This is a genomic window from Micromonospora sp. NPDC051141 (assembly GCF_044455765.1).
In the GTDB taxonomy this organism is placed as follows: domain Bacteria; phylum Actinomycetota; class Actinomycetes; order Mycobacteriales; family Micromonosporaceae; genus Micromonospora.
Genome location: NZ_JBITFD010000004.1, coordinates 77470 through 103268, shown reverse-complemented (window position 1 = coordinate 103268; position 25799 = coordinate 77470). Strand labels below are relative to the sequence as shown.

Annotated in this window: 22 protein-coding genes; 12 read left to right on the top strand and 10 right to left on the bottom strand. The window is 72.4% G+C overall.

Features of this window, described 5'->3' with window-relative positions:
• Positions 1-8: 8 nt before the first annotated feature.
• Positions 9-278, bottom strand: coding sequence for a hypothetical protein (locus tag ACIA6B_RS08735; RefSeq protein ID WP_396772180.1), 270 nt, complete (start codon positions 276-278; stop codon positions 9-11).
• Between the two features lie 103 nt (positions 279-381).
• On the opposite strand from ACIA6B_RS08735, the gene ACIA6B_RS08730 reads away from it, so the two are divergent.
• Complete coding sequence (locus ACIA6B_RS08730) at positions 382-948, top strand: TIGR03086 family metal-binding protein (RefSeq protein ID WP_396772179.1); 567 nt, start codon at positions 382-384, stop codon at positions 946-948.
• A 66-nt stretch (positions 949-1014) separates the two neighbouring features.
• Here the strand turns inward: ACIA6B_RS08730 and ACIA6B_RS08725 are convergent, their stop codons facing one another.
• Together ACIA6B_RS08725 and ACIA6B_RS08720 are read right to left on the bottom strand one after the other, a co-directional pair.
• Entirely contained in the window at positions 1015-1158 is a 144-nt protein-coding gene (locus tag ACIA6B_RS08725) for a hypothetical protein (protein WP_396772178.1), read from the bottom strand.
• Positions 1159-1166: 8 nt separating this feature from the next.
• A complete protein-coding gene (locus ACIA6B_RS08720) occupies positions 1167-3260 on the bottom strand; it encodes a S9 family peptidase (protein WP_396772177.1) in 2094 nt (697 codons plus the stop codon).
• 100 nt (positions 3261-3360) lie between these two features.
• On the opposite strand from ACIA6B_RS08720, the gene ACIA6B_RS08715 reads away from it, so the two are divergent.
• Entirely contained in the window at positions 3361-4839 is a 1479-nt protein-coding gene (locus ACIA6B_RS08715) for an FAD-binding oxidoreductase (protein ID WP_396772176.1), read from the top strand.
• A 19-nt stretch (positions 4840-4858) separates the two neighbouring features.
• Here ACIA6B_RS08715 and ACIA6B_RS08710 read toward each other — a convergent pair whose 3' ends face one another.
• Complete coding sequence (locus tag ACIA6B_RS08710) at positions 4859-6919, bottom strand: SpoIIE family protein phosphatase (protein WP_396772175.1); 2061 nt, start codon at positions 6917-6919, stop codon at positions 4859-4861.
• Between the two features lie 180 nt (positions 6920-7099).
• Here ACIA6B_RS08710 and ACIA6B_RS08705 point away from each other — a divergent pair, with 180 nt between their 5' ends.
• Positions 7100-11464: a HAMP domain-containing protein gene (locus tag ACIA6B_RS08705; protein WP_396772174.1), complete on the top strand. Its 4365-nt coding sequence runs from the start codon at positions 7100-7102 to the stop codon at positions 11462-11464.
• Positions 11461-12018, top strand: a complete 558-nt coding sequence (locus ACIA6B_RS08700; RefSeq protein WP_396772173.1) for a two-component system response regulator — start codon at positions 11461-11463, stop codon at positions 12016-12018. The genes ACIA6B_RS08705 and ACIA6B_RS08700 overlap by 4 nt, the downstream gene beginning before the upstream one ends.
• A 4-nt stretch (positions 12019-12022) precedes the next feature.
• On the opposite strand, the gene ACIA6B_RS08695 is transcribed toward ACIA6B_RS08700, so the two are convergent.
• Positions 12023-12547: a GbsR/MarR family transcriptional regulator gene (locus ACIA6B_RS08695; protein ID WP_396772172.1), complete on the bottom strand. Its 525-nt coding sequence runs from the start codon at positions 12545-12547 to the stop codon at positions 12023-12025.
• A gap of 53 nt (positions 12548-12600) precedes the next feature.
• Here ACIA6B_RS08695 and ACIA6B_RS08690 point away from each other — a divergent pair, with 53 nt between their 5' ends.
• Positions 12601-13503 (top strand): ATP-binding cassette domain-containing protein, encoded by a 903-nt coding sequence (locus ACIA6B_RS08690; protein WP_396772171.1) that lies wholly within the window; start codon positions 12601-12603, stop codon positions 13501-13503.
• On the top strand, positions 13500-15092 hold the full coding sequence (locus ACIA6B_RS08685; protein ID WP_396772169.1) for an ABC transporter permease: 1593 nt from the start codon (positions 13500-13502) through the stop codon (positions 15090-15092). Before ACIA6B_RS08690 ends, ACIA6B_RS08685 begins: the two co-directional genes overlap by 4 nt.
• An 88-nt stretch (positions 15093-15180) precedes the next feature.
• Here the strand turns inward: ACIA6B_RS08685 and ACIA6B_RS08680 are convergent, their stop codons facing one another.
• Positions 15181-15498, bottom strand: coding sequence for an STAS domain-containing protein (locus ACIA6B_RS08680; RefSeq protein WP_396772168.1), 318 nt, complete (start codon positions 15496-15498; stop codon positions 15181-15183).
• Positions 15499-15718: 220 nt separating this feature from the next.
• Between ACIA6B_RS08680 and hemL the strand changes: the two genes are divergently transcribed.
• The 6 genes from hemL (at position 15719) to ccsB (ending at position 21850) form a co-directional block, all read left to right on the top strand.
• Complete coding sequence (gene hemL, locus ACIA6B_RS08675) at positions 15719-17074, top strand: glutamate-1-semialdehyde 2,1-aminomutase (RefSeq protein ID WP_396772167.1); 1356 nt, start codon at positions 15719-15721, stop codon at positions 17072-17074.
• Between the two features lie 106 nt (positions 17075-17180).
• On the top strand, positions 17181-17828 hold the full coding sequence (locus tag ACIA6B_RS08670) for a histidine phosphatase family protein (protein WP_107154617.1): 648 nt from the start codon (positions 17181-17183) through the stop codon (positions 17826-17828).
• A complete protein-coding gene (locus ACIA6B_RS08665) occupies positions 17828-18403 on the top strand; it encodes a TlpA family protein disulfide reductase (protein ID WP_396772166.1) in 576 nt (191 codons plus the stop codon). The genes ACIA6B_RS08670 and ACIA6B_RS08665 overlap by 1 nt, the downstream gene beginning before the upstream one ends.
• The gene (locus ACIA6B_RS08660) at positions 18403-19254 is read left to right on the top strand and encodes a cytochrome c biogenesis CcdA family protein (RefSeq protein ID WP_396772165.1); all 852 of its coding nucleotides are present in this window, start codon (positions 18403-18405) and stop codon (positions 19252-19254) included. The genes ACIA6B_RS08665 and ACIA6B_RS08660 overlap by 1 nt, the downstream gene beginning before the upstream one ends.
• The gene (locus ACIA6B_RS08655) at positions 19254-20873 is read left to right on the top strand and encodes a cytochrome c biogenesis protein ResB (RefSeq protein ID WP_396772164.1); all 1620 of its coding nucleotides are present in this window, start codon (positions 19254-19256) and stop codon (positions 20871-20873) included. Before ACIA6B_RS08660 ends, ACIA6B_RS08655 begins: the two co-directional genes overlap by 1 nt.
• A complete protein-coding gene (gene ccsB, locus ACIA6B_RS08650; RefSeq protein ID WP_396772163.1) occupies positions 20873-21850 on the top strand; it encodes a c-type cytochrome biogenesis protein CcsB in 978 nt (325 codons plus the stop codon). The genes ACIA6B_RS08655 and ccsB overlap by 1 nt, the downstream gene beginning before the upstream one ends.
• A 41-nt stretch (positions 21851-21891) precedes the next feature.
• Here ccsB and ACIA6B_RS08645 read toward each other — a convergent pair whose 3' ends face one another.
• From ACIA6B_RS08645 to ACIA6B_RS08630, 4 genes are all read right to left on the bottom strand, one after another.
• Positions 21892-23223 (bottom strand): hypothetical protein, encoded by a 1332-nt coding sequence (locus ACIA6B_RS08645; RefSeq protein ID WP_396772162.1) that lies wholly within the window; start codon positions 23221-23223, stop codon positions 21892-21894.
• Positions 23223-23558, bottom strand: a complete 336-nt coding sequence (locus ACIA6B_RS08640) for a hypothetical protein (protein WP_396772161.1) — start codon at positions 23556-23558, stop codon at positions 23223-23225. Before ACIA6B_RS08640 ends, ACIA6B_RS08645 begins: the two co-directional genes overlap by 1 nt.
• 502 nt (positions 23559-24060) lie before the next feature.
• Positions 24061-25422 carry a DNRLRE domain-containing protein gene (locus ACIA6B_RS08635; protein WP_396772160.1) on the bottom strand — a complete coding sequence of 454 codons (1362 nt, stop codon included), beginning with the start codon at positions 25420-25422 and terminating at the stop codon, positions 24061-24063.
• Between the two features lie 147 nt (positions 25423-25569).
• A complete protein-coding gene (locus ACIA6B_RS08630; protein WP_396772159.1) occupies positions 25570-25770 on the bottom strand; it encodes a hypothetical protein in 201 nt (66 codons plus the stop codon).
• Between the last annotated feature and the right edge of the window lie 29 nt (positions 25771-25799).

The window sequence follows — 25799 nt, the reverse complement described above, 5'->3', positions numbered from 1 at the left end:
TCGACCACTCACAGTAGTTGTCCGCAGTGGTTACTGACGGTGTTCGTAGGCTCGGGCGGTGGGTGCGGGCTTCCGCCGCCTTTGCTCTGCAGCCACCGGCGCAGCATGGTCTTGAGCAGGTCTTGCGCGCCGAGTGATGCTACGACGATCGGGTCAGCATCGTCACCTTCCGTGCGTGATGCCTCCGTGGCTGCAGAGCAAAGGCGGTTCGCGAGGACGTCGACAGTGCCGACCGCCGTCACGCAGCGCAACGCCTTGACCTGGACGAACCGCCGCAACCGCCCACTGTGGCGACCTCGACGGGCCGGTCGGCACGCGGCCCGTCCCGGCAGGGCCGTTCGTGTCGCATTTCTGCAAGACCGCGCTCATACCCTGGGTCCTATGAGTACGAAGACTAGTGAGCTGCTGGCCCTCGCCGAGCCGGGCACGGTGGCGGTGGTGCGGGGCATCTCCGACGACCACCTCGACCGACCCACGCCGTGCCGTGACTACACGGTGCGTGACCTGCTCAACCACCTGTTCGACGTGGTGGTCAACTTCGAGGCGCTGGCCCGGCGCGAGGAGGCCGACTGGTCGGTCCGGACCGACCACCTGACCAGCGGCTGGCGCGACCGGTTCCCGAAGGAGGCGGCGCGGCTGGTCGAGACGTGGTCGGATCCGGCCGTGCTGGAGGGCGTCTCGGCGGGCATGGGCGTGCCCCAGAAGACGATCGGCTCGATGGCTCTGATCGATCTCACCGTGCACGGCTGGGACCTGGCCCGCGCCACCGACCAGGAGTTCACCGTGGACCCGTCGGTGGTGACGGCCCTGCACGAGTTCCTGGACGAGCGGGGCGACATGGGTCAGCAGATGGGCGTGTTCGCCGCGCCGGTGCCGACCGACGCGGCCCCGGGCACGTTGGACGCGCTGCTGGGCCGGACCGGACGCGACCCGGCCTGGCCCCGCTGAACCGACCGGCCCGCGTCCGCCTCGGCCGACGCGGGCCGTAGGTCTGCGCCGCCGGCACCACCTGAGTCAGCGGCCGAGCAGGCCGGCGGGGCCGGCGACGGCCAGGCCGATCGCGGTCGAGCAGCAGCAGACCACCAGCGCGGCGGCGACGACCGCGAGGATCAGCCAGGTCGGCCCGCGTCGCGCCGCCGGCTGCTCCTCCTCGCTCACCCGGGCCCTTACCCGAGGCCGAGGCGGTCCAGCGTCCACGCGTTGACGAACGCCTCCTCGCGCCAGGAGTCGTACCGGCCGCTGGGCCCGCCGTGGCCGGCGCCCATCTCGGTCTTGAGCAGGTAGTCGCCCTGCGGGGCGAGCGCGCGCAGCCGGGCGATCCACTTGGCCGGCTCGTGGTACAGCACCCGGGTGTCGTTGAGGCTGGTCACCGCCAGGATCGCCGGGTAGTCGGCCGACCTCACGTTCTCGTACGGGGTGTACGACTTCATGTACGCGTAGACCTCGGGGTCGTCCAGCGGATTGCCCCACTCCTCCCACTCGGTGACCGTCAGCGGCAGCGACGGGTCGAGGATCGAGGAGAGCGCGTCCACGAACGGCACCTGCGCGACGATCCCGGCGAACGCGTCCGGGGCCAGGTTGGCCACCGCGCCCATCAGTAGGCCGCCGGCCGAGGCGCCCCGGGCGACCAGCCGGTCGCTCGTCGTCCAGCCGGCCTTGACCAGGTGCCGCGCACAGGCCACGAAGTCGGTGAACGTGTTCTTCTTGGCCAGCAGCTTGCCCTCGTCGTACCAGCGGCGGCCCAGCTCGCCGCCGCCGCGGATGTGCGCGACCGCGAAGATGACGCCGCGGTCGAGCAGGCTCAGGCGGGCGATCGAGAACCACGGGTCCATGCTGGCCTCGTACGAGCCGTAGCCGTAGATGACCGCCGGCGCGGAGCCGTCGCGCGGGGTGTCCCGGCGGCAGACCAGCGAGATCGGCACCCGGGTGCCGTCGTCGGCCAGCGCCCAGTCCCGGTGCTGCTCGTAGTCGGCCGGGTCGTACGCCCGCCCGTCCGGGCCGGGGCGTACCGGCTTGCGTCGCAGCAGCGTCAGCTCGCGGCCGGTCAGGTCGTAGTCGTAGATCGACTCGGGCGTGACCAGCGAGGCGTAGCGCAGTCGGATCGCGTCGGTGCGGTATTCCGGGTTCGCGTCCAGCCCGACGCTGTAGATCGGCTCGGGGAAGTCGATGTCCCAGCTGTCGTCGCTGCCGACCGGCACCACCCGCAGCCCGGTGAGCCCGTTGCTGCGCAGCGAGACCACGAGATGGTTCTCGAACGCATCGACCGACTCCAGCCGGGTGCCCGGCGTGTGCGGGATCAGCGGCGTCCAGTCGCCCGGCGCGTCGGCCGAGGTGTACGCCAGCGCGAAGTCCTCCGCGCCGTCGTTGTGCAGGATCAGGAAGCGGTGGCCGTGGTGCTCGACCGCGTACTCGACACCCTGTCGCCGCGGGGCCACGATCGCCGGCTCGCCGGTGGGGTTGGCCGCCGGGATGACCCGGACCTCGCTGGTGATCTTGCTGTGGATGTCGATGACCACGAAACGCTCGGAGCGGGTCAGCTCGACGCCCACCCAGAACCGCTCGTCGTCCTCCTGGTGGACCACCACGTCCTCGTCCGGGCCGGTGCCGACGGTGTGCCGCCACACCCGGTTCGGCCGCCAGGCGTCGTCCACGGTGACGTAGAACAGCGTGGAGGCGTCGCCGGACCACGCCGTGCCGTAGAACGTGTCGGGCACCTCGTCGGGCAGCAGCTCCCCGGTGGACAGGTCCTTGATCCGCAGGGTGAACCGCTCGTCGCCGGAGAAGTCGGTGGAGTAGGCCAGCCAGCGGCCGTCCGGGCTCACGTCGAACGCGCCGAGCGAGAAGAAGTCGTGCCCCTCGGCGAGCTGGTTGCCGTCGAGCAGCACCTCCTCGCCGTCGAGCGGGGCGCCGTCCGCGCTGACCGGGGGCGTGGTCTCACCGGGGCGGACGGCGCGCCGGCAGCGCACGCCGTACTGCTGCCCCTCGACCGTGCGGGTGTAGTACCAGTGGCCGTCCTTGCGGGTCGGCACCGACAGGTCGGTCTCCTGGGTGCGCCGGCGGGTCTCCTCGAACAGCTCGGCCCGCAGCTCGGCCAGGTGCGCGGTGCGCGCCTCGGTGTAGGCGTTCTCGGCCTCCAGGTAGGCGATCGTCTCCGGGTCGTCCTTGGCGGCGAGCCAGGCGTACTCGTCGACGACGGTGTCACCGTGGTGGGTCCGCTCGGCCGGAACGCGCTTCGCCGTGGGCTGTGGGGTCGTGGTCACGGCGTCACGTTACCGGTCGACGCACCGCCGCCGGGCTCCGCGCCGCGCGAAGCCCCGCGATGCGCCGCCAGCATCTTCGAACATGTGTACGATTGCCGCCATGGCGGCTGCTGCGCGTTCCACCGACCGACCCGGAGCCCTCGAGATCACCCGGAAGCTGGCCGAGATCTGCGGCCGTCCGTTCGCCCGTTTCGCCGGCCCGGCCGACGAGGTGGCCGGCCGCACCGCCCGCTGGGTGGCCGTGCCGGGCGGCCCGCGTGCCGCCGCCGAGGTGCTCCGGTTGGCGGCGGCGCACGACCTGACCGTGGTGCCGCGCGGCGCCGGCACGAAGATCGACTGGGGTGCCGCCCCGGGCCGGGTCGACATCATGCTCGACACCGGCCGGCTGGCCGGCGTCTGGCACGAGCCGAGGGACGCCGCGGTGGCCGAGATCGGGGCCGGTACGCCGCTGCGGGCGGTGCAGGCCACGCTGGGCCGCACCGGTCGGCGGCTCCCGGTCGACGCGCCCTCGCCGGGGGCGACGCTGGGCGGGGTGCTGGCCGCCGACGAGGCCGGCCCGTTGCGCCACGGGCACGGCAGCCCGTGCGCGCAACTCGTCGGCGTGCGTTACCTCGACGCCGACGGCGAGCTGGTCAGCGTCGGCGAGTCCGGCACGGCACGCCTCGAACGCGCGGCCCCGACGGGCGGCTTCGACCTCGGTGGCCTCGTCGCCGTCGGTGGTGGCCCCGGTGCCGGCGGCCCGGTTGCCGGTGGTGGTGACGCGGTCCTCGGTGCCGGCGGCCTGCCGGGGCTGGACGTGGCCCGGCTGCTCTGCGGCTCGCAGGGCGGCCTCGGCGTCCTGGTCTCGGCCACCATGCGGGTGCACGCGGCGCCGGCCGGCCGGGTCTGGGTGTCCCGCCCGCTCTGGTCGCCGCTGGAGTTGCCCGACCTGGTGCGGGCGGTGCAGGCCGCCGGGGTCGATCCGGCCGCCGTCGAGCTGGACCTGCCGGTCCCGATCCCCCTGCCCCGCCGCCGGATCCCCGCCAGCCATCCCTCGGTGGCCGGCCGCCCCGACCATCCGGCGGTCACCGGTCGGCCGGCGGTGGGTAGCCTGGTGGTGCTGCTGGAGGGCGGCCCGTCCGACGTGGCGGGACGCGCCGAGCGACTGACCGCCGTGCTCGGCGGTGAGGCCGTGGTCAACCACCACGCGCCCGAGTGGTGGGGCCGTTATCCGTTCGCCCCGGGCGACACCGCGCTGCGCATCGACCTGCCCGCCACCGACCTGCACGCCGCGGTCTACGCGTTGCGCGACGCCGCCGGCACCCCGATGCCGGTGCGCGGCTCCGCCGGGATCGGCTCCGCGTACGCCGCCCTGCCCGGGTCGCTGGCGCCCGAGCGGGTCGCCTCGATCCTCACCGCGGTCCGCGGCGTGCTGATCGCCCGGCAGGGCCGGTGCGTGGTGGTGGCGGCGCCGGCCCCGGTGCGCCGCGGCGTCGACCTCTGGGGCGAGCTGCCCGCGCTGCCGCGACTGCGTAGCGCCAAGGCGCACCTGGATCCGCACCGCCGGCTGGCCCCCGGCCGCCTCCCCGGCGGCCTCTGAGCCCGAGCAGCCTGGACGGTCAGGGGATGTCGTTGCGGAGCACCAGGACGGCGATGTCGTCGCGCGGAGGCTCGGCGGAGAACGCGATGGTGGCGGCGCGCAGGCGGGCGGCGACCACGTCGGCGGAGTAGCCGGCCAGCGGCGCCGCGGACTCACGCAGCCGCTCGGTGCCGAACAGCTCCCGGCCGCGCCGTCGCTCGGTCACCCCGTCGGTGTAGAAGATGAGCGCGTCGCCCGGCTTGAGCGCCAGCTCGGCAGTCGGGGTGGTGATGGCGTCGAGCAGGCCGAGCGCGGTGCCGCTGGCGCCGACGAACGTCGCGCCGCCACCGCCGTGCAGCAGCACCGGCCGGTCGTGGCCGGCCAGGTGCAGGGAGACGTCGAGCTGGTCGCCGTCGCCGGGGGTGACCGCCGCCAGCGCGAGCGTGCAGTAGCGCCCGCCGCCCCGCTCGACAAGCGTCTCGTTGAGTCGGCCGAGCACCTCCGGCAGCGGCTTGCCGTCGCCCACCAGCACCCGGATCACGTCGCGGACCAGGCCGGTCACGGCGGCGGCCTGCACGCCCTTGCCGGAGACGTCCCCGACCACCACCAGCCAGCGACCGTCCGGCAGCGGCACCACGTCGTAGAAGTCGCCGCCGACCTCGGCGTCGTCGCCGGTCGGGACGTACTCGGCGGCGAAGCCGATGCCCTCCACCACCGGCAGCACCGGCGGCAGCAGCGACTGCTGGAGCGTCTGCGCGACCCGGCGACGCTCGGCGTGGATGCGGGCGTTCTCGATGGCGAGCGCGGCCCGCCGGGCCACGTCCTCCAGCACCGAGACCTCGTCGGGGTCGTGCCGGTGCCGCTGGTGGCGGCCCACGGCGAGCGTGCCGAGTCGCTGCCCGCGGGCGATCAACGGGACGGCGAAGCCCTCCATCGGCCCGCCCAACGGCACCTGCGTCTGGCTGCGGGACGCCTCGCGCAGCCGGGACTGGATCGAGTCCGGGCCGGTCTCGGCGAGGACCCGGTGCAGGTGGGGCAGCATCGCCTCGTCGGCGTGGCTGGACGCGGCGAGGCGCAGCCGCCCCCATTCGTCGGTGGTGTGCACCGCGCACCACTGACCGAGCCGGGGCACCACGAGCTGCGGCACGAGCGCCATGGTCAGCTCGACGTCGAGCGACTGGGCGAGCAGTTCGCTCGCCTCGGCGAGGAAGGTCAGCCAGGCGGACCGGCGGACGTCGGCGCGACGCAGCCGGTCGTTCTCCAGGTGCAGCGACAGCCGCTCGGCGGCCAGCACCGCGAGCGGCCGGGCGTACGCCGAGGGCGCCGCGTCCAGCTCCAGCTCACCGGCGTACGGGCGGTGCACGGCGAGTGGTACGCGCAGCAGCTCGTTGCCCTCCCGGGGCGCCCGGCCGTAGCGGGCGAGCACCTGGGTGCCCAGCCCGTCCCCGCGGTCCAGTCGGACCGTGCCGCCGGCCGCGCCGACCATCTCGCCCACCCGGGTCAGCAGCCCGGCGGCGAACTCGGGCAGCGGATCGTCGGCGTACGCGTCGGGGGTGGTCTGCATCAGCTCGCTCATCGCCGCGGCGCTCGGCGTGCCCTGGTCCGGGCGTTCCGTGCCGGTCCGGCCCGGTGCGGCGGACAGCCGGGCGGGCCCGCCCCGACCGGGCCGGTCCAGGCGGAACCAGACGCCCTTGCCGGTCGGGAGGTACGTGGTGCCCCACCGGCTGGCGAAGTGGTCGACGAGCAGCAGGCCACGACCGCGCGCCGCCACCTCGGTGATGTCGGCGGTGGTGTTGCGCACGCCGACGACCAGTTCGTCGACCGGGCCGGAGGCGAAGTCGGTGACGGTGACCGTGAACCCGGCTGGGTCGGCCTCGACCTCGATGTCCAGTTCGGTGCGCGCGTGCTCGACCGCGTTGGTGGTCAGCTCGGTGGTGAGCAGTAGCGCCTCGTTGAGCAGTTCGGGCAGGTCGGCTTCGAGGAGCATGGCCCGCACCAGCGCCCGGGCCGCCGCGGGGGTGCGCCGGTCGGCGGGGAGGCGGACGCGGCGGACGTGCTCGTCCGCGCCGCCGCTCAGGGTCGGCCCTGCCTCCGCTGACACCTCCGTATCCTCTACCGCCGCCGCCCCGGGTGCCAAGCGCTCCGGCCGAACCCGGAAACTCGGGCGGATACCGTCCGTGACGCGCCCCCGCCCGCCGTGACCTCGACGGATCGCGCGGCAGAATGATGGGATGGCCGCGTGTCGGCACGAGCCGGTGGGCCCCGAGCTGAGCGAGGAATGATGACCACGGCGAAACAGTCGGTGAGCGCGGATCCGTCCGCCGCCGACCACGAGGTGCTCCTCGGCGAGCTGGTCGAGGCGTTGCAGCGGGTGGCTCGCGGCGACCTCCGGGTCCGCCTGCCGCGGCGGGCGGGGCGCTCCGGCGAGGTGGCCGACGCGTTCAACGACGTGGTGTCGCTCCAGGAACGGCAGCAGCTGGACCTGCGCCGGATCAGCCGGATCGTCGGCCGGGACGGCCGGCTGACCGAGCGCCTCGACGACGAGGGCCTGGAGGGCTCCTGGGCGGAGGGGCAGCGGGCGGTCAACTCGCTGATCGACGACCTGGGCCGGCCGGCCACCGAGATCGCCCGGGTCATCGTGGCGGTGGCCGACGGCGACCTGTCCCAGCACATGGCGTTGGAGATCGACGGGCGCCCGCTGCGCGGTGAGTACCTGCGGATCGGCCGGACCGTGAACACCATGGTCGACCAGCTCTCGTCGTTCGCCGACGAGGTGACGCGGGTGGCCCGTGAGGTGGGCACCGAGGGCAAGCTCGGCGGCCAGGCCGACGTGCGCGGCGTCGCCGGCACCTGGAAGGACCTCACCGACTCGGTGAACACCATGGCGTCGAACCTGACCGGCCAGGTGCGGTCGATCTCCCAGGTGGCGACCGCGGTGGCGAAGGGCGACCTGTCGCAGAAGATCACCGTCGGCGCGCGCGGCGAGGTGGCCGAACTGGCGGACACCATGAACTCGCTCACCGACACGCTGCGCCTCTTCGCCGAGCAGGTGACCCGGGTGGCTCGTGAGGTGGGCACCGAGGGCAAGCTGGGCGGGCAGGCGCAGGTGCCGGGCGTGGCCGGCACGTGGAAGGACCTGACCGACAACGTCAACTCGATGGCGTCGAACCTGACCTCCCAGGTCCGCAACATCGCCCAGGTCTCCACGGCGGTGGCGAAGGGCGACCTCAGTCAGAAGATCACGGTGGCGGCGCAGGGCGAGATCCTGGAGCTGAAGGACACCGTCAACACGATGGTGGACCAGCTCTCGTCGTTCGCCGACGAGGTGACCCGGGTGGCCCGCGAGGTCGGCATCGAGGGCAAGCTCGGCGGCCAGGCCCAGGTACGCGGTGTCTCCGGCACCTGGCGCGATCTCACCGAGAACGTCAACCAGCTCGCCGGCAACCTGACCAGCCAGGTCCGGAACATCTCCCAGGTGTCGACCGCGGTGGCGAAGGGCGACCTGGGTCAGAAGATCACGGTGGACGCGCAGGGCGAGATCCTGGAGCTGAAGAACACCGTGAACACGATGGTGGACCAGCTCTCCTCGTTCGCGGACGAGGTGACGCGGGTGGCGCGTGAGGTGGGCACCGAGGGCAAGCTCGGCGGTCAGGCACAGGTGAAGGGCGTCTCCGGCACCTGGCGGGATCTCACCGACAACGTCAACTCGATGGCGTCGAACCTGACCTCCCAGGTCCGCAACATCGCGTCGGTCACCACGGCGGTGGCGAAGGGCGACCTGTCGCAGAAGATCACCGTGGACGCCCGGGGCGAAATCCTGGAGCTGAAGTCGACGGTGAACACGATGGTCGACCAGCTCTCGTCGTTCGCCGACGAGGTGACGCGGGTGGCCCGTGAGGTGGGCACCGAGGGCAAGCTCGGCGGGCAGGCGCAGGTGCGGGGCGTGGCCGGCACCTGGCGGGATCTCACCGACAACGTGAACTCGATGGCGTCCAACCTGACCGCCCAGGTGCGGAACATCGCCCAGGTCTCCACCGCGGTCGCCAAGGGCGACCTGTCGCAGAAGATCACGGTGGACGCGCAGGGCGAGATCCTGGAGCTGAAGTCGACGGTGAACACGATGGTGGACCAGCTCTCGTCGTTCGCCGACGAGGTGACGCGGGTGGCGCGTGAGGTGGGCACCGAGGGCAAGCTCGGCGGTCAGGCGCAGGTGAAGGGGGTCTCCGGCACCTGGCGGGACCTGACCGACAACGTGAACTCGATGGGGTCGAACCTGACCAGTCAGGTCCGCAACATCGCGTCGGTGACCACGGCGGTGGCGCGGGGTGACCTGGGTCAGAAGATCACGGTGGACGCGCAGGGCGAGATCCTGGAGCTGAAGAACACCGTGAACACGATGGTGGACCAGCTCTCCTCGTTCGCGGACGAGGTGACGCGGGTGGCGCGTGAGGTGGGCACCGAGGGCAAGCTCGGCGGTCAGGCGCAGGTGAAGGGGGTCTCCGGCACCTGGCGCGACCTCACCGAGAACGTCAACCAGCTCGCCTCGACGCTGACCACGCAGTTGCGCGCCATCGCACAGGTCTCCACGTCGGTGACCCGGGGCGACCTGACCCAGCGGATCAACGTGAAGGCGCAGGGCGAGGTCGCCGAGCTGAAGGACAACATCAACCAGATGATCGTCACCCTCCGGGAGACGACCAAGAAGAACGCCGAGCAGGGCTGGCTCGACTCCAACCTGGCCCGCATCGGTGGCCTGCTCCAGGGTCAGCGGGACCTGGGCGAGGTCTGCCGCATGATCATGATGGAGGTGACGCCGCTCGTCGACGCGCAGCTCGGCGCGTTCTTCCTGGCGGACAGCTCCGAGGGCAGCATGCGGCTGCGGCTCACCGCCTCCTACGGCTACGTGGCCCGGGGCCACGACGTCACGTTCGGCCCCGGCGAGGGGCTGGTCGGGCAGGCCGCGCTGTCCCGCCGGACGATCCGGGTCAAGGCGCAGCCGGGCGGCCGGCTGGTGGTCCGCTCCGGGCTGGCCGACACGCCCCCGGCCGACCTGGTGGTGCTGCCGGTGCTGTTCGAGGGGGAGCTGCTCGGCGTAATCGAGTTCGCCGGCGTGACCACCTTCTCCGAGCTGCACCTGTCGTTCCTGGAGCGGCTGGTGCTGACCATCGGCGTCGCGGTCAACACCATCCAGGCCAACCGGCGTACGGAGGAGCTGCTGGCGCAGTCGCAGCGGCTGGCGCACGAGATGCAGGACCAGTCGGCGGAGTTGCAGCGCACCAACGCCGAGCTGGAGGACAAGGCGAAGCTGCTGTCGGAGCAGAAGGCCAACATCGAGACGCAGAACCGGGAGATCGAGCTGGCCCGGCTCGGCCTGGAGGAGAAGGCGCAGCAGCTCACCCGCGCGTCGGCGTACAAGTCGGAGTTCCTGGCCAACATGAGCCACGAGCTGCGGACGCCGCTGAACTCGCTGCTGCTGCTGGCGCGGCTGCTGGCGGAGAACCCGGAGCGGAACCTGAGCGCGAAGCAGATCGAGTTCGCCCGCACCATCCACGGCGCCGGGTCCGACCTGCTGTCGCTGATCGACGACATCCTCGACCTCTCCAAGATCGAGGCGGGCCGGATGGACGTGGAGCCGGCCGAGATCCGGTTTGCCGAGATCCGCGGCTACGTCGAGCAGGCGTTCGCGCCGCAGGCCGAGGAGAAGGGGCTCGACTTCCAGGTCCGGGTCAGCCGGGAGCTGCCGCCGGCCCTGGTCACCGACGCCCAGCGGTTGCAGCAGATCCTGCGCAACCTGCTGTCGAACGCGGTGAAGTTCACCGACAACGGGGCGGTGACGCTGCGCATCGGGCCGGCCGCCGAGAACGCGGTCTTCGACGTGCCGGCGCTGACCAACGCCCAGCGGGTCATCGCGTTCACCGTCATCGACACCGGGATCGGCGTCTCGGACGACAAGCTCTCGCTGATCTTCGAGGCGTTCCAGCAGGCCGACGGCACCACCAGCCGGCGCTACGGCGGCACCGGGCTGGGCCTGTCGATCAGCCGCGACCTGGCCCGCCTGCTCGGCGGCACGATCACCGTGTCGTCCGCGCCGGGGCAGGGGTCGACGTTCACGCTCTTCGTACCGGATGTGCTGGCGCCGGACGCGGTGGTCGCGCCCGCGCCGCCGTCGCCGAGCCGCGCGGGCCTGCCGTCGTCGCTGCTCATGCCGATGGAGCTGCCGCAGCCGCAGGAGACGCCGGCGACCCGCCGGCTGGACGGCGTGACCGTGCTGATCATCGACGACGACGTCCGGAACGTGTTCGCGCTGACCTCCGCGTTGGAACTGCACGGGATGACCGTGTTGTACTCGGACAACGGGGTGGACGGGGTGCGCCAGCTCGCCGAGCATCCGGAGGTGGACATCGTGCTGATGGACGCGATGATGCCGGACCAGGACGGCTACGAGACGACCGCGCAGATCCGCCGCAACCACCGCTTCGCGGACCTGCCGATCGTGTTCCTGACCGCCAAGGCGATGCCCGGTGACCGGGAGTCGGCGCTCGCGGCCGGTGGCAGCGACTACATCACCAAGCCGGTGGACCTGGACGAGTTGATCGGGCTGATGGCGTCCTGGATCAGCCGGAGCAAGGGCGAGGAGAGCACGTGACGCAGACGGCCAAGGCACTGCTGGTGGACGACCGGCGGGAGAACCTGATGGCCCTGGAGGCCATCCTCCAGGGGCTCCCGGTGCAGTCGGTCGCGGTGGAGAGCGGTGAGGCCGCGCTCAAGCAGTTGCTGGTGGACGACTTCGCGGTGATCCTGCTCGACGCCCAGATGCCGGACATGGACGGCTTCGAGACCGCCACCCACATCAAGCGGCGGGAGCGCACCCGGCACGTACCGATCATCTTCCTCACCGCGGCGGACAAGGACGCCCAGCTCGCGCTGCGCGGCTACGCGGTCGGTGCGGTCGACTACCTGACCAAGCCGTTCGATCCGTGGGTGCTGCGGGCCAAGGTAACCGTCTTCGTCGAGTTGTGGGTGAAGACCCGGCGGCTCGCCGCCCAGTCCGACCTGGTGCGGGAGCGGGACCTCCAGTGGCGGCGTCTCGCCGAGGCGGTGGACGCCGCGACCGCGCTGTTGCGCGCCGACGACGACCCGGCGGCCCGGGAGCGGGCGGCGGACCTGCTGGAGCAGGCCCGCTGGGGCAACACCCGCTGAGCGGTCAGCCGCCGGCCGGGCCGCCGTGCCCGGTCGCGGCACGCCGGGCCCGCCACCGGTCGCCGAGCGACTCCACCTCTTCCTGTACGAAGAGGAAGAAGTCCCGCATCTCGGCGACCCGTTCGCCGGCCGGCGTGCTCCGCCCGCGCAACGCGTCGACGCCACCCCCGGCGATGTCGATGAAGTTCTTGTAGAGGTTGGTCTTGGTGATGGTCGCCTCGTACCAGGGGTTGTCCGGCATCCGGTAGCGGTCGCGCCGGGAGCCCTTGACCGGTTCGCGGACCAGCATGGCGAACTGGGTCAGGTAGCGGACCGCGCCGCTGACGGCCGCCGCGCTGACGCCCAGCCGGGCGGCGATCTCGGCCGCGGTCAGCGGCTCGTCGGCGCTCATCACGGTGAACAGGACCCGGGCGGCCATCCGGGGAAAGCCCACGTCGGCGAAGGCCATCGCCATCCGCTCGACGAAGAGGTGGACCTCTTCGTCGTCGTGGTGGGACAGCTCGGTCATGGTCGGCTCCTCGACACTCACGCTGTGACCCTACAGTCTTCACAAGTTTCTGAAACGAGCGTAACTTCCGAAGTATGGAAAACACCATTGAGGTGTCCGGCCTGGTGAAGACGTTCGGCCGGACCCGGGCGCTCGACGGACTCGACCTGAGCGTCCGCACCGGTGAGGTGCACGGCTTCCTGGGCCCCAACGGCTCCGGCAAGTCGACGACCATCCGGGTGCTGCTCGGCCTGCTGCGGGCGGACGCGGGGGCTGTCCGACTGCTCGGCGGCGACCCCTGGCGGGACGCCGTCGCCCTGCACCGCCGCCTCGCGTACGTGCCCGGCGACGTCACGCTCTGGCCCAACCTGAGCGGCGGTGAGGTGATCGACCTGCTCGGCCGGATGCGCGGCGGGCTCGACCCGAGGCGTCGCGCCGAGCTGCTGGAGTCGTTCGAGCTGGACCCGCGCAAGAAGGGCCGGACCTACTCCAAGGGCAACCGGCAGAAGGTCGGCCTGGTGGCCGCGCTCGCCTCCGACGTCGAGCTGCTCATCCTCGACGAGCCGACCTCCGGGCTCGACCCACTGATGGAGGAGGTGTTCCAGCACTGGGTCCGCCGGGCCCGCCACGACGGTCGCACCGTGCTGCTCTCCAGCCACATCCTGGCCGAGGTGGAGGCGCTCTGCGACCGGGTCACCATCATCCGGGCCGGCCGCGCGGTGGAGTCCGGCACGCTCGGCGACCTGCGTCACCTGCACCGCACCGCGATCGACGCCGAGGTCTCCGCCCCGCTCGACGGGCTGGCCGACCTGCCCGGCGTGCACGACCTGCGGGTGGACGGGCACCGGGTGCGCTTCGACGTGGACGCCGCCGCGCTGGACGCCGCGCTGCGCCGCCTCACCGAGCTGGGCGTCCGCAGCCTGGTCAGCACCCCGCCGACGCTTGAGGAACTGTTCCTGCGGCACTACGAGACCACGCCCGAGAAGGTCGCCTCGTGAGCGCGCTCACCGGGACCCGGCACCTGGCCCGGCTGATCCTGCGCCGGGACCGCGTCCTGCTGCCGCTCTGGGTGCTGGTCCTCGCCGTGCTGCCGATGTCGTACGCGACCAGCTTCTTCGAGCTGTTCCCCACCGCCGCCGAGCGGGCCGCCTACACCGAGGGGACCGCCCGCAACCCGTCCATCGTCGCGCTGCTCGGCCCGGTCTACGGCGACAGCGTCGGCGCGTTGACCGCCCAGCGCAGCGGGTTCCTGCTGGTGATCGTGGCGCTGGCCAGCCTGCTCACGGTGATCCGGCACACCCGCACCGAGGAGGAGGCCGGCCGGCGGGAGCTGCTCGGTGGCAGCGTGCTCGGCCGGTACGCCGGGCTGACCGCCGCGCTGCTCGTCACGTACGCCGCCGACCTGCTGCTCGGGCTGCTCACCGCCGCCGGGCTCGCCTCGACCGGGCTGCCGGCTGCCGGCTCCTGGGCGTACGGCCTGGCCGCGGCGTCGACCGGGATGGTCTTCGCCACGCTCGGCGGGCTGGCCGCGCAGCTCACCGAGACGGCCGGCGGGGCGCGGGGCATCGGCCTCGCCGGCCTCGGCGCCGCCTTCGGGCTGCGCCTGGTCGGGGACACCGCCGGCAACGACTGGCCGAGCTGGCTGTCGCCGCTGGGCTGGGCGGCCCGGGTGCGGGCGTACGAGGGGGACCGGTGGTGGGTGCTGCTGCTCCCGCTGGCCGCCACGGTGCTGCTGGCCGCGCTCGCGTACCCGATCTCGGTCCGCCGCGACCTCGGCGCGGGCCTGCTGCCGCCCCGCCTCGGGCCGGCCACCGCCGACCGCGCGCTGTCCGGTCCGTTCGGCCTGGCCTGGCGGCTGCACCGGGGGCAGCTCCTCTGGTGGTCGGTCGGGTTCGGCCTGCTCGGGCTGATCCTGGGCGGCGCTGCCGAGGCGGCCGGCCGCTCGGTGGAGGGGAACCCGCGGCTGGAGGAGATCATGGCCCGGCTCGGCGGGGCGTCCGGGCTGGCGGACGCCTACCTGGGCGCCACGCTGAGCCTGGCCGGGCTGGCCGCCGCCGGGTACGGCATCCAGGCGGCGCTGCGGATGCGCGCGGAGGAGTCCGCCGGGCGCGCCGAACCGGTGCTCGCCACCGGCGCGCGCCGCTCGACGTGGCTGCTCTCGCACGTGGTGTTCGCGCTGCTCGGCCCGGTGGTGGTGCTCGCCGTGACCGGGCTGGCCACCGGCCTCACGTACGGCTTCAGCGTGGGCGACGTGCCCCGGCAGGTGGGCCGGATGCTCGGCGCCGGGCTGGCCCAGGCGCCGGCGGCCTGGGTGCTGGCCGGGCTGGCCGTGCTGCTGCACGGGCTGCTGCCCCGGTTCGCGTCGGCCGCGTGGGCGGTGCTGGCGCTCTGCGTGCTGCTCGGTCAGCTCGGCGCGGTGCTGAACCTGAACCAGTGGCTGCTGGACCTGTCCCCGTTCACGCACACCCCCCAGGTGCTGCGCGCCACCTGGACCCCCACTCCGCTGCTCCTGCTCACCGCCCTGGCCGTCACCCTGACCCTGACCGGCCTGCACACCTTCCGCCGCCGCGACCTCCCCATCACCTGACCTCGTTGATCTTGCACTTTCGGCCCCGACGTAAGGGATGAATCACCCAAACGTGGGGCCGAAAGTGCACGATCGCGAGGAGGTCGGGTCAGCGGATCATCAGGGCGCTGCGGAGGCCGGTGATGTCGAGGACGCGGAGCAGGAAGTCGCCCACGTTGCTCAGCATCAGCACGCACTGGGAGTGGCTGGCCTTGCGGCTGAGCACCACGAGCGTGCCGAGGCCCTGTGAGTCGCAGAAGGTGACGCCGCCCAGGTCGAGCACGATGCGCGGCGGCGGATCCGCCAGCACCTCGTTGACCACCGTGGAGAGCTGGGCGGCCGTGAGCATGTCGATCTCACCGGCCAGGCGAAGCACGGCTTCGTCACCCGTCCGGTGCACGGTGATGGACAGTTCGGCACGATCCACCCGGTCAGCCTATCGCGATCCCCACCAACGGGCCCGTCGAGCGCTTCCCGCCCTTCCCGCCCACCCGCCGCACCTCCGGGCGCGCGCGGTTTCCCGGAAAGAGTGGCCATGGAACGCGAGACGGCCACTCTTTCCGGGGAACCGCGCGGGGTGAGGCGGGTAACGCCCGGGGCGGGGTGCTGGTCGGGGAGGGGGCGGGCGCTGACACAATGGGGGCATCGTGACCGAGACCTTTTCCGCCGGATCCGGCCGCTACCCGGCCGACGCTCCGGCCTCCGAGGCCCTGTTCGACCGCGCCAAGGCCCTCGTGCCCGGCGGGGTCAACTCCCCTGTGCGTGCGTTCCGCGCGGTCGGCGGCACCCCACGCTTCATGGTCCGGGGGGAGGGGCCCTGGCTGTTCGACGCCGACGGGCGACGCTACGTCGACCTGGTCTGCTCCTGGGGCCCGCTGATCCTCGGCCATGCCCACCCCGCCGTGGTGGAGGCGCTGCGCGAGGCCGCCACGCTGGGCACCAGCTTCGGCACCCCGACCCCGGGCGAGGTGGACCTCGCCGAGGAGATCGTCGCGCGGACGCCGGTCGAGCAGGTGCGCCTGGTCAACTCCGGCACCGAGGCGACCATGTCGGCGATCCGGCTGGCCCGGGGCTTCACCGGTCGCGCCAAGATCATCAAATTCGCCGGCTGCTACCACGGCCACTCCGACGCGCTGCTCGCCGCCGCCGGCTCCGGCGTCGCCACGTTCGGGCTGCCCGACTCGCCCGGCGTGACCGGCGCGGCGGCCGGCGACACCATCGTGCTCCCCTACAACGACCTGGGCGCGGTCGAGGCCGCCTTCGCCGCCGAAGGGCCGCACATCGCGGCGGTCATCACCGAGGCGGCGGCCGGCAACATGGGCGTGATCGCGCCCCGCGACGGCTTCAACGCCGAGCTGGCCCGGATCGCCCACGCGCACGGCGCGCTGCTCATCGTCGACGAGGTGATGACCGGGTTCCGGGTCTCCCGCGCCGGCTGGCACGGCCTCGACGCCTCCGACGCCGACCTGTGGACGTACGGGAAGGTCATGGGTGGTGGCCTGCCCGCGGCGGCGTTCGGCGGGCGCGCGGAGATCATGGCGAAGCTGGCCCCGGCCGGCCCGGTCTACCAGGCCGGCACGCTGTCGGGGAACCCGCTGGCCTGCGCGGCCGGCCTGGCCACGCTGCGGCTCGCGGACGACGCGCTCTACCGGCGCCTCGACGAGACGTCCGCCGCGCTGGGCAGGCTCGCCTCCGAGGCGCTCTCCGAGGCCGGCGTGCCGCACCGCCTCTCCACCGCCGGCAACATGTTCTCGATCTTCTTCACCGACGCCGACGTGCGCGACTACGACAGCGCCCGCACCCAGCAGGTGCCGGCGTTCAAGGCGTTCTTCCACGCGATGCTCGACGGTGGCGTCTACCTTCCGCCGAGCGCGTTCGAGTCGTGGTTCGTCTCGGCGGCGATCGACGACGCCGCGTGGGACCAGATCGCCGCCGCCCTGCCGGTGGCGGCGCGGGCGGCGGCAGCAGCGGGACACGGGGGGGCCAGTGAGCGCGAGGAGTGAGCCGGGTTTGCGAGCCCCGCAGTCGCGAACGAAGGGGGCCGCAGTGAGCGCGAGGAGTGAGCCGGGTTTGCGAGCCCCGCAGTCGCGAACGAAGGGGGTATAGCCAATGGCGGAGACTGTGGTTCACGTGCTGCGGCACGGTGAGGTGCACAACCCGGACGGCATCCTCTACGGCCGGCTGCCCGGTTTCCGCCTCTCCGAGCTGGGCGTGCAGATGGCCAAGGCGGCGGCCCAGGCGCTCGCCGAGCGGACCGTGGTGCACGTGGTGGCCAGCCCGCTGGAACGCGCCCAGCAGACCGCCGAGCCGATCGCGGCGCAGTTCGGCCTCTCCGTCGGCGTCGACGAGCGGCTGATCGAGAGCGCGAACTGGTTCGAGGGCAAGAAGGTCTCCCCGGGGGACGGTTCGTTCCGCGACCCGCGTAACTGGTGGGTGCTGCGCGACCCGGTCACGCCGTCCTGGGGTGAGGCGTACCAGGTGATCGCCGAGCGGATGTTCGCCGCGCTGCACGCCGCCCGCGTCGCCGCCGAGGGGCGCGAGGCGGTGCTCGTCTCGCACCAGCTCCCGATCTGGACGCTGCGCCGCTACGTCGAGCGCAAGCGGCTCTGGCACGACCCGCGTCGCCGGCAGTGCGGCCTGGCCAGCCTCACCTCGTTCCACTTCGACGGCGCCCGGATCGCCGGCATCGGCTACTCCGAGCCGGCGGCCCACCTGATCGCGATCTCGCCGACCGCCCGGACGGCCAAGGGGGCCTGATGCTCACCCGGAGGCTCGCCGCCGCCCTGCTCGCCGCCGTCACCGCCGGTACGGCGCTGGTCGGCTGCTCCTCCGGCAGCCAGGAGAGCCGGTGCGCGGCCGACGGGCTCACCGTGACGTGCGCCCCGGACCAGCGGTCCAAGACCCCGAAGGTGAGCGGTGAGCTGCTCACCGGCGGAAACTACGACGTCGCCCGCGACCGTGGGCAGGTCGTGGTGGTCAACTTCTGGGGCTCCTGGTGCGCGCCCTGCCGGGCCGAGGCGGACGACCTGGAGGCCACCTACCAGGCCACCAAGGGCGCCGGCGTGACGTTCCTCGGCATCAACGTGCAGGACAGCAAGGACAAGGCGATCGCGTTCGAGTCCGGCCGGGTCACCTATCCGAGCATCTTCGACCCGTCCAGTCGGCAGGCGCTCAACTTCGACATCCCGCCGAACAGCACTCCGGCGACCGTGGTGCTGGACCGGGACGGACGCATCGCGGTGGTGATCCGCCGCGCGGTGACCCGGGACGAGCTGCGGCCGGTCGTGGAGAAGGTCGCCGCCGAGCGGCCGGCGCCGAACGGCTCCCGTTGATGGGCGAGACGTTCGCCCGGCTCGCCGCGTCCGGCCCGCTGCTGTTCGCGGTCGGCGCGGCGGCCCTGGCCGGCCTGGTCAGCTTCCTGTCCCCGTGTGTGCTTCCGCTGATGCCCGGCTACCTGTCGTATGTGACCGGCCTCGCCGGCGCCGACCTGGAGGGTGCAAGGAAGGGGCCCCGCCTAACGCCTCCGGTAGCGGAGGGGCCCCCCGTCAACAGCGGCGGCGGGGTCGCGGTGGCGGAGCGGGCACCGGTGCGGAGCGCCGCCGCCGTGAAGGGACGGGTGCTCGCCGGCACGCTGCTGTTCATCGCCGGCTTCACCGCCGTGTTCGTCTCCACCGCCATCCTCTTCTCCGGCGTCGGCAAGCTCTTCTTCCGGTACGAGCGCACGCTGGAGATCGTGATCGGCGCGCTGGTGGTGGTGCTCGGGCTCGGCTACCTCGGGGTGATCCCCGGCATGCAGCGCGAGTTCCGCATCCGCGCGCTGCCCGCCGCCGGCCTGCTCGGCGCGCCGGTGCTCGGCGCGGTCTTCGCGTTGAGCTGGCTGCCCTGCACCGGGCCGACGCTCGGCGCGGTGCTCGGCCTGGCCGCCACCGAGGGCCGGGCCGACCGGGCCGTGGTGCTCGCCGTGGCGTACTGCCTCGGGCTGGGGGTACCGTTCGTCGTCTTCGGGCTGGGCTTCCAACGCCTGCTCGGGGTGTTCCGCGCCGTCCGGCGCAACAGCCGATGGGTCACCCGCGTGGGCGGGGCCCTGCTGATCGTGATCGGCCTGGCGCTGGTCACCGGCGGCTGGACGAACGTGGTGATCTGGTTGCAGACGCACGTGGGCGTGGGTGAGGTGAGCATCTGATGACGTCCGTGGACGACCGACCGGCCACTCCGCCGGCCGAGGCGCCCCGGCGGCGGGTCAACCCGGTGCTGGCCCTGCTGCGCAACTCGTGGCGGCAGCTCACCAGCATGCGTACCGCGCTGATCCTGCTGTTCCTGCTCGCGGTCGCCGCCATCCCCGGCTCGGTGCTGCCGCAGCGCGGGGTCAACCCGGAGAACGTCGACAAGTGGTTCGTGGACCACCCCGACCTGGCGCCCCGGCTCGACCAGATCGGCATGTTCGGCGTCTTCGGCTCGGTCTGGTTCGCCGCGATCTACGTGCTGCTGTTCACCTCGCTGATCGGCTGCATCCTGCCGCGTACCCGCGACCACGTCCGGGCGCTGCGGATGCGTCCGCCGGCCGCGCCGAAACGGCTGGAGCGGCTGCCGCAGCACGCGGTGCTGGAGGCCCCGGCCGCCGCCGACGCGGCGGCGATCGCGGCGGTGCTGCGCCGCCGCCGGTGGCGGGTCACCGTCCGTGGCAACGAGGTCTCCGCCGAGAAGGGCTACCTCAAGGAGACCGGCAACCTGCTGTTCCACACGTCGCTGATCGCCGTCCTGCTCGGGGTCGCGATCGGTTCCTGGTACGGCTGGCACGGCAACCGGATCCTGGTCGCCGGCGCGGACAACGCGTTCTGCAACACCCGCCAGCAGTACGCCGAGGCGTCGCTCGGCCCTCGGGTGGACAGCGCCGACCTGCCGCCGTTCTGCCTCACGCTGGAGAAGTTCGAGGCCGACTACCTCGACTCCGGGCAGGCGTCCCGCTTCTGGGCCACGGTCAGCGTGGACTCGCCCGGTGACCCGACCCGCACCGCCGGCTTCTCGGTCAACTCACCGCTGCGGCTCGACTCGGCGAACGTGTACCTGCTCGGCAACGGCTACGCGCCGGTGCTGAAGTACACCGACCGGTTCGGCACCAGCCAGACCAGCGACGACCCGTTCCTGCGTACCGGTGACCCGAACGCCACCGAGGAGGGCGTGGCGGTCTTCCCGGACGCGAACGTCGACCCGAAGACCGGCACCCGGGCCCCGGACCAGCAGGTCGCCTTCGACGGGCTCTACCTGCCCACCGCCGGGGACCGCGCGCCGTACGTGGCGTCGCAGTTCCCGGCCGAGCGGAACCCGGCGCTGAACCTGACCGCCTACCGGGGCAACCTCGGGCTGGACGCCGGCATCCCCGGCTCGGTCTACCAACTCGACACGCGGCAGGTCGACAACGGCAAGCTGAAGCAGATCGGCACCAAGCTGCTGCGGCCGGGCGAGACGTGGACCCTGGACGACGGCAGCACGCTGGAGTTCGTCGGCACCCGACCGTACGTGACGCTGGCGGTCCGGCACGCGCCCGGCCAGACGCTGCTGCTGGTGGCCAGCGGCACGCTGCTGCTCGGGCTGATGGGCTCGCTGTTCGCCCGGCGGCGGCGGGTCTGGTTCCGGGTGTCGCCCCCCGACGGTGGATCTCCGACGGGCGGTAGTAGTTTGGTGGAGGCCGGTGGGCTGCCGCGCACCGAGCACCCAGGGTTCGCCGACGAGTTCGCGCAGCTCGTCGCCGCGGTCAGCGGCGGCGGGCCGGAGCAGCGGCGGGCGCGAGAAGGAGACGAGTGATGTCCGCACTCTCGGATCAGCTGGTCACGTTCGCGATCCTGACGTACCTGATCGCGATGATCAGCCACGCCGTGGAGTTCGCGCTGGGCAACGCGCGGAAGGTGGCCGTGGCCGCCCCGGCCCGCGAACTGGTCGGCGCGGGCGTCGGCAGCCCCGGGGGGACCGTCGACGAGCCGGTCGCGCCGGTCGCGTCGCCGCGTCCCGACCGCTCGGCCGCGCGGGCCGCGCTCGCCGGGCGGATCGCCGCCTGGCTCACCGCGCTCGCCGCCGCGCTGCACCTGGGCGCGGTGGTCACGCGGGGCATCGCCGCCGAGCGGATGCCCTGGGGCAACATGTACGAGTTCGTGCTGACGGTCACCTGGATCGGGGTGGCCGCGTGGCTCGTGGTGCTCTGGAAGCAGCCGTCGCTGCGCCGGCTCGGGCTGTTCCTGACGCTGGTGATGGTGCTGCTGCTGGCGTTCGCCGAGCTGAAGCTCTACGTCCAGGTCGTGCCGCTGATGCCGGCGCTCCAGTCGTACTGGTTCATCATCCACGTGTCGACGATCATCTTCGCCTCGGGCATCTTCCTGCTGGGCGTGGTGCCGGCCGCCGCGTACCTGATGCGGGCCGGTTGGGAGCAGGGACGGCGCAGCTTCCCGTACACCCTGGCCCGCCGGCTGCCGGCGGCGGCCGGGCTGGAGCGGCTGACCTTCACGACGCACGCCTTCGCGTTCCCGATCTTCACGTTCGCGGTCATCGCGGGCGCGATCTGGGCCGAGGCGGCCTGGGGTCGCGCCTGGGGCTGGGACCCGAAGGAGACCTGGGCGTTCATCTCCTGGGTGGTGTACGCCGGTTACCTGCACGCGCGGGCCACGCCGAGCGTGAAACGCAACGTGGCCACCTGGATCGCCGTGGTGGGCTTCCTGACCATGCTGATGAACCTGTTCGGGGTCAACTTCTTCTTCACCGGCCTGCACTCGTACGCCGGGGTCAACTGACGCTGGGCCGCGGCCGGCCGGGGGGTACCGACCGCGGCGGTCTAGCGTCCCGCCTCGTCCAGTTGGCGTCGGATGAGACGTTCGGTGGCGGTGGCCCCGGTAGGTTGCAGCCCGGTGCCGGTGCCCTGTTCGGTGACGTCGATGGTGACGGCGATCCGGTCGGTGCCCGCGATGATCATTTCGAAGATCTTGTTGAAGTGGACCGGGACGTCCCGCCCGTCCTCGCCCTTGATCACGAGCTGGCTGCCCTCGGTGACCCCGTGCAGTTGCCGCATCCGCAGGCCGGTGATGTCGCGGTAGCGGAAGTCGAACGCGTCGGTGTTCGACACGATGCAGCGGATGAAGTCCCACTCGCAGGAGAACACCGAGATCCGGCTCTGCCCCAGGAGCAGGATGACGATCTTGTAGCGCGAGAAGCGCAGCACGCCGTCCTGGCCGCGCGCCTGCTGGGTGGGGGACGCCGGCCCGATGACGAGCTGCGGCTCGCAGACGAGATCGTCCAGGGCGGTGTCCAGGTGACGCAACGCGTGGTCCCTGATGCCGAACTTGTCGAAGTACAGCCAGAGGTCCATCTGCTCGTCGGTCGGCTTGGGCTGCGACGCGGCCAGGTCGCGCTGGTAGGCCGACGTCAGCGACGTGTACTCCTGGAAGCCCTTGACCAGCATGACCGCGCCGCCGATGCCGAGCGGCACCGCCAGGCAGCACAGCGCCGTCTCCTTCAGCGCGATCAGCAGCAGGATCAGGCCCAGCCCGGCCAGCACCCCGCCGATGATCATCATCGTCGTGGCGGTCCCGAGCAGCGGTGGATTCGGGGTACGGATGAAGTAGCGGTGCACGTTCGGCCGACGCGCGTCGATCCCGGCCCGGGCCACCGCCAGCGTGGCCTGCCAGAGCGGGTCCTCCCGGCTCTCCGTGAAGGGGGTGATCTCGGCGGCGTGCACCGGGGCCACCGCGCCGAGGCCGGTCTGGAGTTCCGCCACGCTCGGCCCGTGGTCGATGCGGTCGGCGTAGTGGTCCCGTTTGAGCGCGATCCAGAGGGCGCGGACGTGGGCGGCGGTCGGCTCGATCCCGAGGGCCCGACCGAGGTGATCGTCCACCTGGTCCATGGTCCGTTGGGCGCCGCTTCCCATCCGGCTGGGCTTGCGACCGCCGAGCAGTGCGAGCGCCAGATAATAGTGTGGGTCGGCGCCGGCCGCGCCCTTGGCGATCGCCTCGGAGAAGAACTCGACCGCCTTCGGATAGAGCCCCTCCGCAATGGCCCGCCGGCCGTACCCCATCAACTCGTCCGGGCTCGTGGCCACGCCGGCGATGACCGTGTCGGCGTTGATCTGCGCGCCGAAGACCCGTTGGTTGCTCTGGTCGTAGCCGGCCATCAGGACACCCCGCCGAGCGCGTTCCACACGGTCACCAGCGCGGCGCCGATGGCCGCCACGGGCGCCGCGACCTGAAGCGCCTCGGTGGCCCGGCGTACGCGGGTCGACGCCTCCGCCCGGTCGTCGCGGGCGATGCTCGTGGCGGCGACCCGCAGCTCCTCGGCGATCGTCGCGCCGGCCGACGGGTCGATGACGCCACGTGCAGTGGCCTGCGTGACCGCGGCGCGGACGGCGTCGAGCCGGTGGAGGAGCGCAGCCGGGTCGTCGTCCGGAAGCCCGGTGAACGTGGCGTCGCCCAGGTCGATCCGGTCGGCGTTGAATTGGTTGCCACGCACGGTCTGGTGTCTCTGATCGAATGTTGCCATGGCCGTTGTCACCCGCCAATTCACGTGAGAATTGTTTCGGTGAACTGACCGAACCATTCGCCGAGGGGGCATCGCAACGTCGGAAAAATTACTTGCCCGACGGCGACCGTCCACGGTGGTACGAATTGTTCAGGTGGCTCGGTCCGGACGGGTGACGCGTTTCTCGGGAATTCGTGTTGGCGGGCCCGAACAGGCAGTGCGCAAGCGGACCGCCAGGGGCGGGTCGTGGCCCCGTCGGGGCGCCCGGACTGCCGAACGTGTGTGGAGACGGGCCGTTCGGTCTTCGGCCGTCCGGCCGATCACCGTTCGGGGGTCTTGACGACGGCGGCTCCCCGGTGGCGCGTGTCGCCACCTCCCTCACCGACCGGGGCGCGGCGCCGACCGCCGGGAGTCGCCCGACTCCCGGCGGTCGCATCGTCGCCCGCTCAGCCGACGACGACCGGGGATCCTGTGGGGAGGGTGTGACAGTCGGTCAGTGGCAGGTGCCGCTGCCGGAGTCGGTGAAGGTCGCGCCGGCCACCGGGAGGAACTGCCACATGTAGGCGTTCGGGGAGAGCGTCAGCTTGAGCACCCCGAACGTGTTCCCGTTCTTGGCCTGGCTGTTCGCCGCCGGCTCGGGGAACGTCTTCATCAGTGGCCGGCCCCCGGTGCCGACCACGAACTCCCGGATGCCCCGCTCCGGGTCGGCCACGCCGGACGGGTTCTGCGGGGCGAACCGCTCGTACTGGTGGTTGTGACCGTTGATGACGATCTCGGCGCCCGCGTCGTAGAGCGCCTGGAACAGCGGGCGCATGTTCGAGGAGGTCCGGCCGCCGGAGCTGAACAGCGGGTGGTGGTAGTGGGCCAGAGTGCACCGGTTCGGGTGTGCGGCCAGGTCGGCACGCAGCCATGTCTCCTGGGGCGAGCCGGCCTGGCAGCCGCCCACGTGGGAGCAGTCGCTGTTCAGCACGATGATGTGCCAGCCGGCCTTGTCGAAGGAGTAGTAGCCCTTGCCGGGCGGCAGGACCGCGCCGAAGTAGGTGAAGGTGGGGATCGCACCGGCCGTGAGGTAGTCGTGGTTGCCGAGGATGGGCTTGGTGCGGCTCTTGAACTGTCCCCAGGTCGGGTCGTAGCAGTTGGCGAGCTGGTCGGCCGTGCCGCTGTCGGTCAGGTCGCCGCCGGCCATCACGGTGCCGGGCTCGCGGGCGATGATCTGCGCGGTCTGCGCGGCCCCGGTGGTGCTGCACGCGGAGATGTCACCACCGTTGAGCAGCACGTTGTCCCCGGTCGGTGGCGGGCCGGTGGTGACGATCAGCATCGGCGCGTACGTGCCGGACTCCCGGCTGTCGTAGAACGCGCCGTCCGGGTTGGGGGAGGACAGCGAGAACGCCACCTCGCCGTTGCCGGTGACGGGGTCGGTGACGTCCAGCTCGTACCAGGTGTTGCTCCGGACCGTGCCGAGCGAGCCGAGCGGAGCCCCGACGGACGCCGGCCGGTTGGCGTAGGTGGGCGTGCTCTCCGACCAGGCCGTGCCGACCTCCTGCGCGGTGCCGCCGTTGGGGCTCGGGGCGTTCGCGGTGTTCTGGACGTGCAGCCGCAGGCGTGCGCTGGAGACCGGGTCGGTCAGGCGGGTGACGGTGAACTGGAGGTAGGAGATCCGGACCGGGGCGGCGCCGACCACGAGGGAGTTGGTGCTGTTGAAGTTGGCGTTCGGGCTGGACGAGCTGACGTAGCTGTCCTGGGTGGCGGCGAACGGGATCGTGGTGGTGGCGGCCGAGGCCGGGGACGCGCCGGCGAGCAGCGCGGCGGTGAGGGCCGACGCGGCCAGCCCGGCCTGGAGAGCGAGCCTCTTCATGGGATCTCCGATTCCACGGCCGTTCGCTCGTGCCCGTCGAGGCGGACCGGCCGCCTCGTTGCGGGAACCCAGTTGACGTGGGGGCACGTGACGCGGCCGTCACCGACGGCGAGAGGGCGGTGACGGCGGGGGCGGAGGTGAGGACGCCTACGAGGCGGTGACGCGGCGACTCAGCACCTCGTCGATCCGACAGGTGATCTGGTAGGCCACCTCGGGCAGGTCGGCCAGGTCGAGGCGGTCGGCCCGGAGCGCGAACTGGGCGTGCAGCTCGCGGGCCACCGCGTCACGGATCTGGGTCTGAAGCGGGCTGAGGCCGTCTGGATCACCCACCACGTACGCGTCGTCCATCCGGCCAGCATGACAGAGAGGATGGCCCT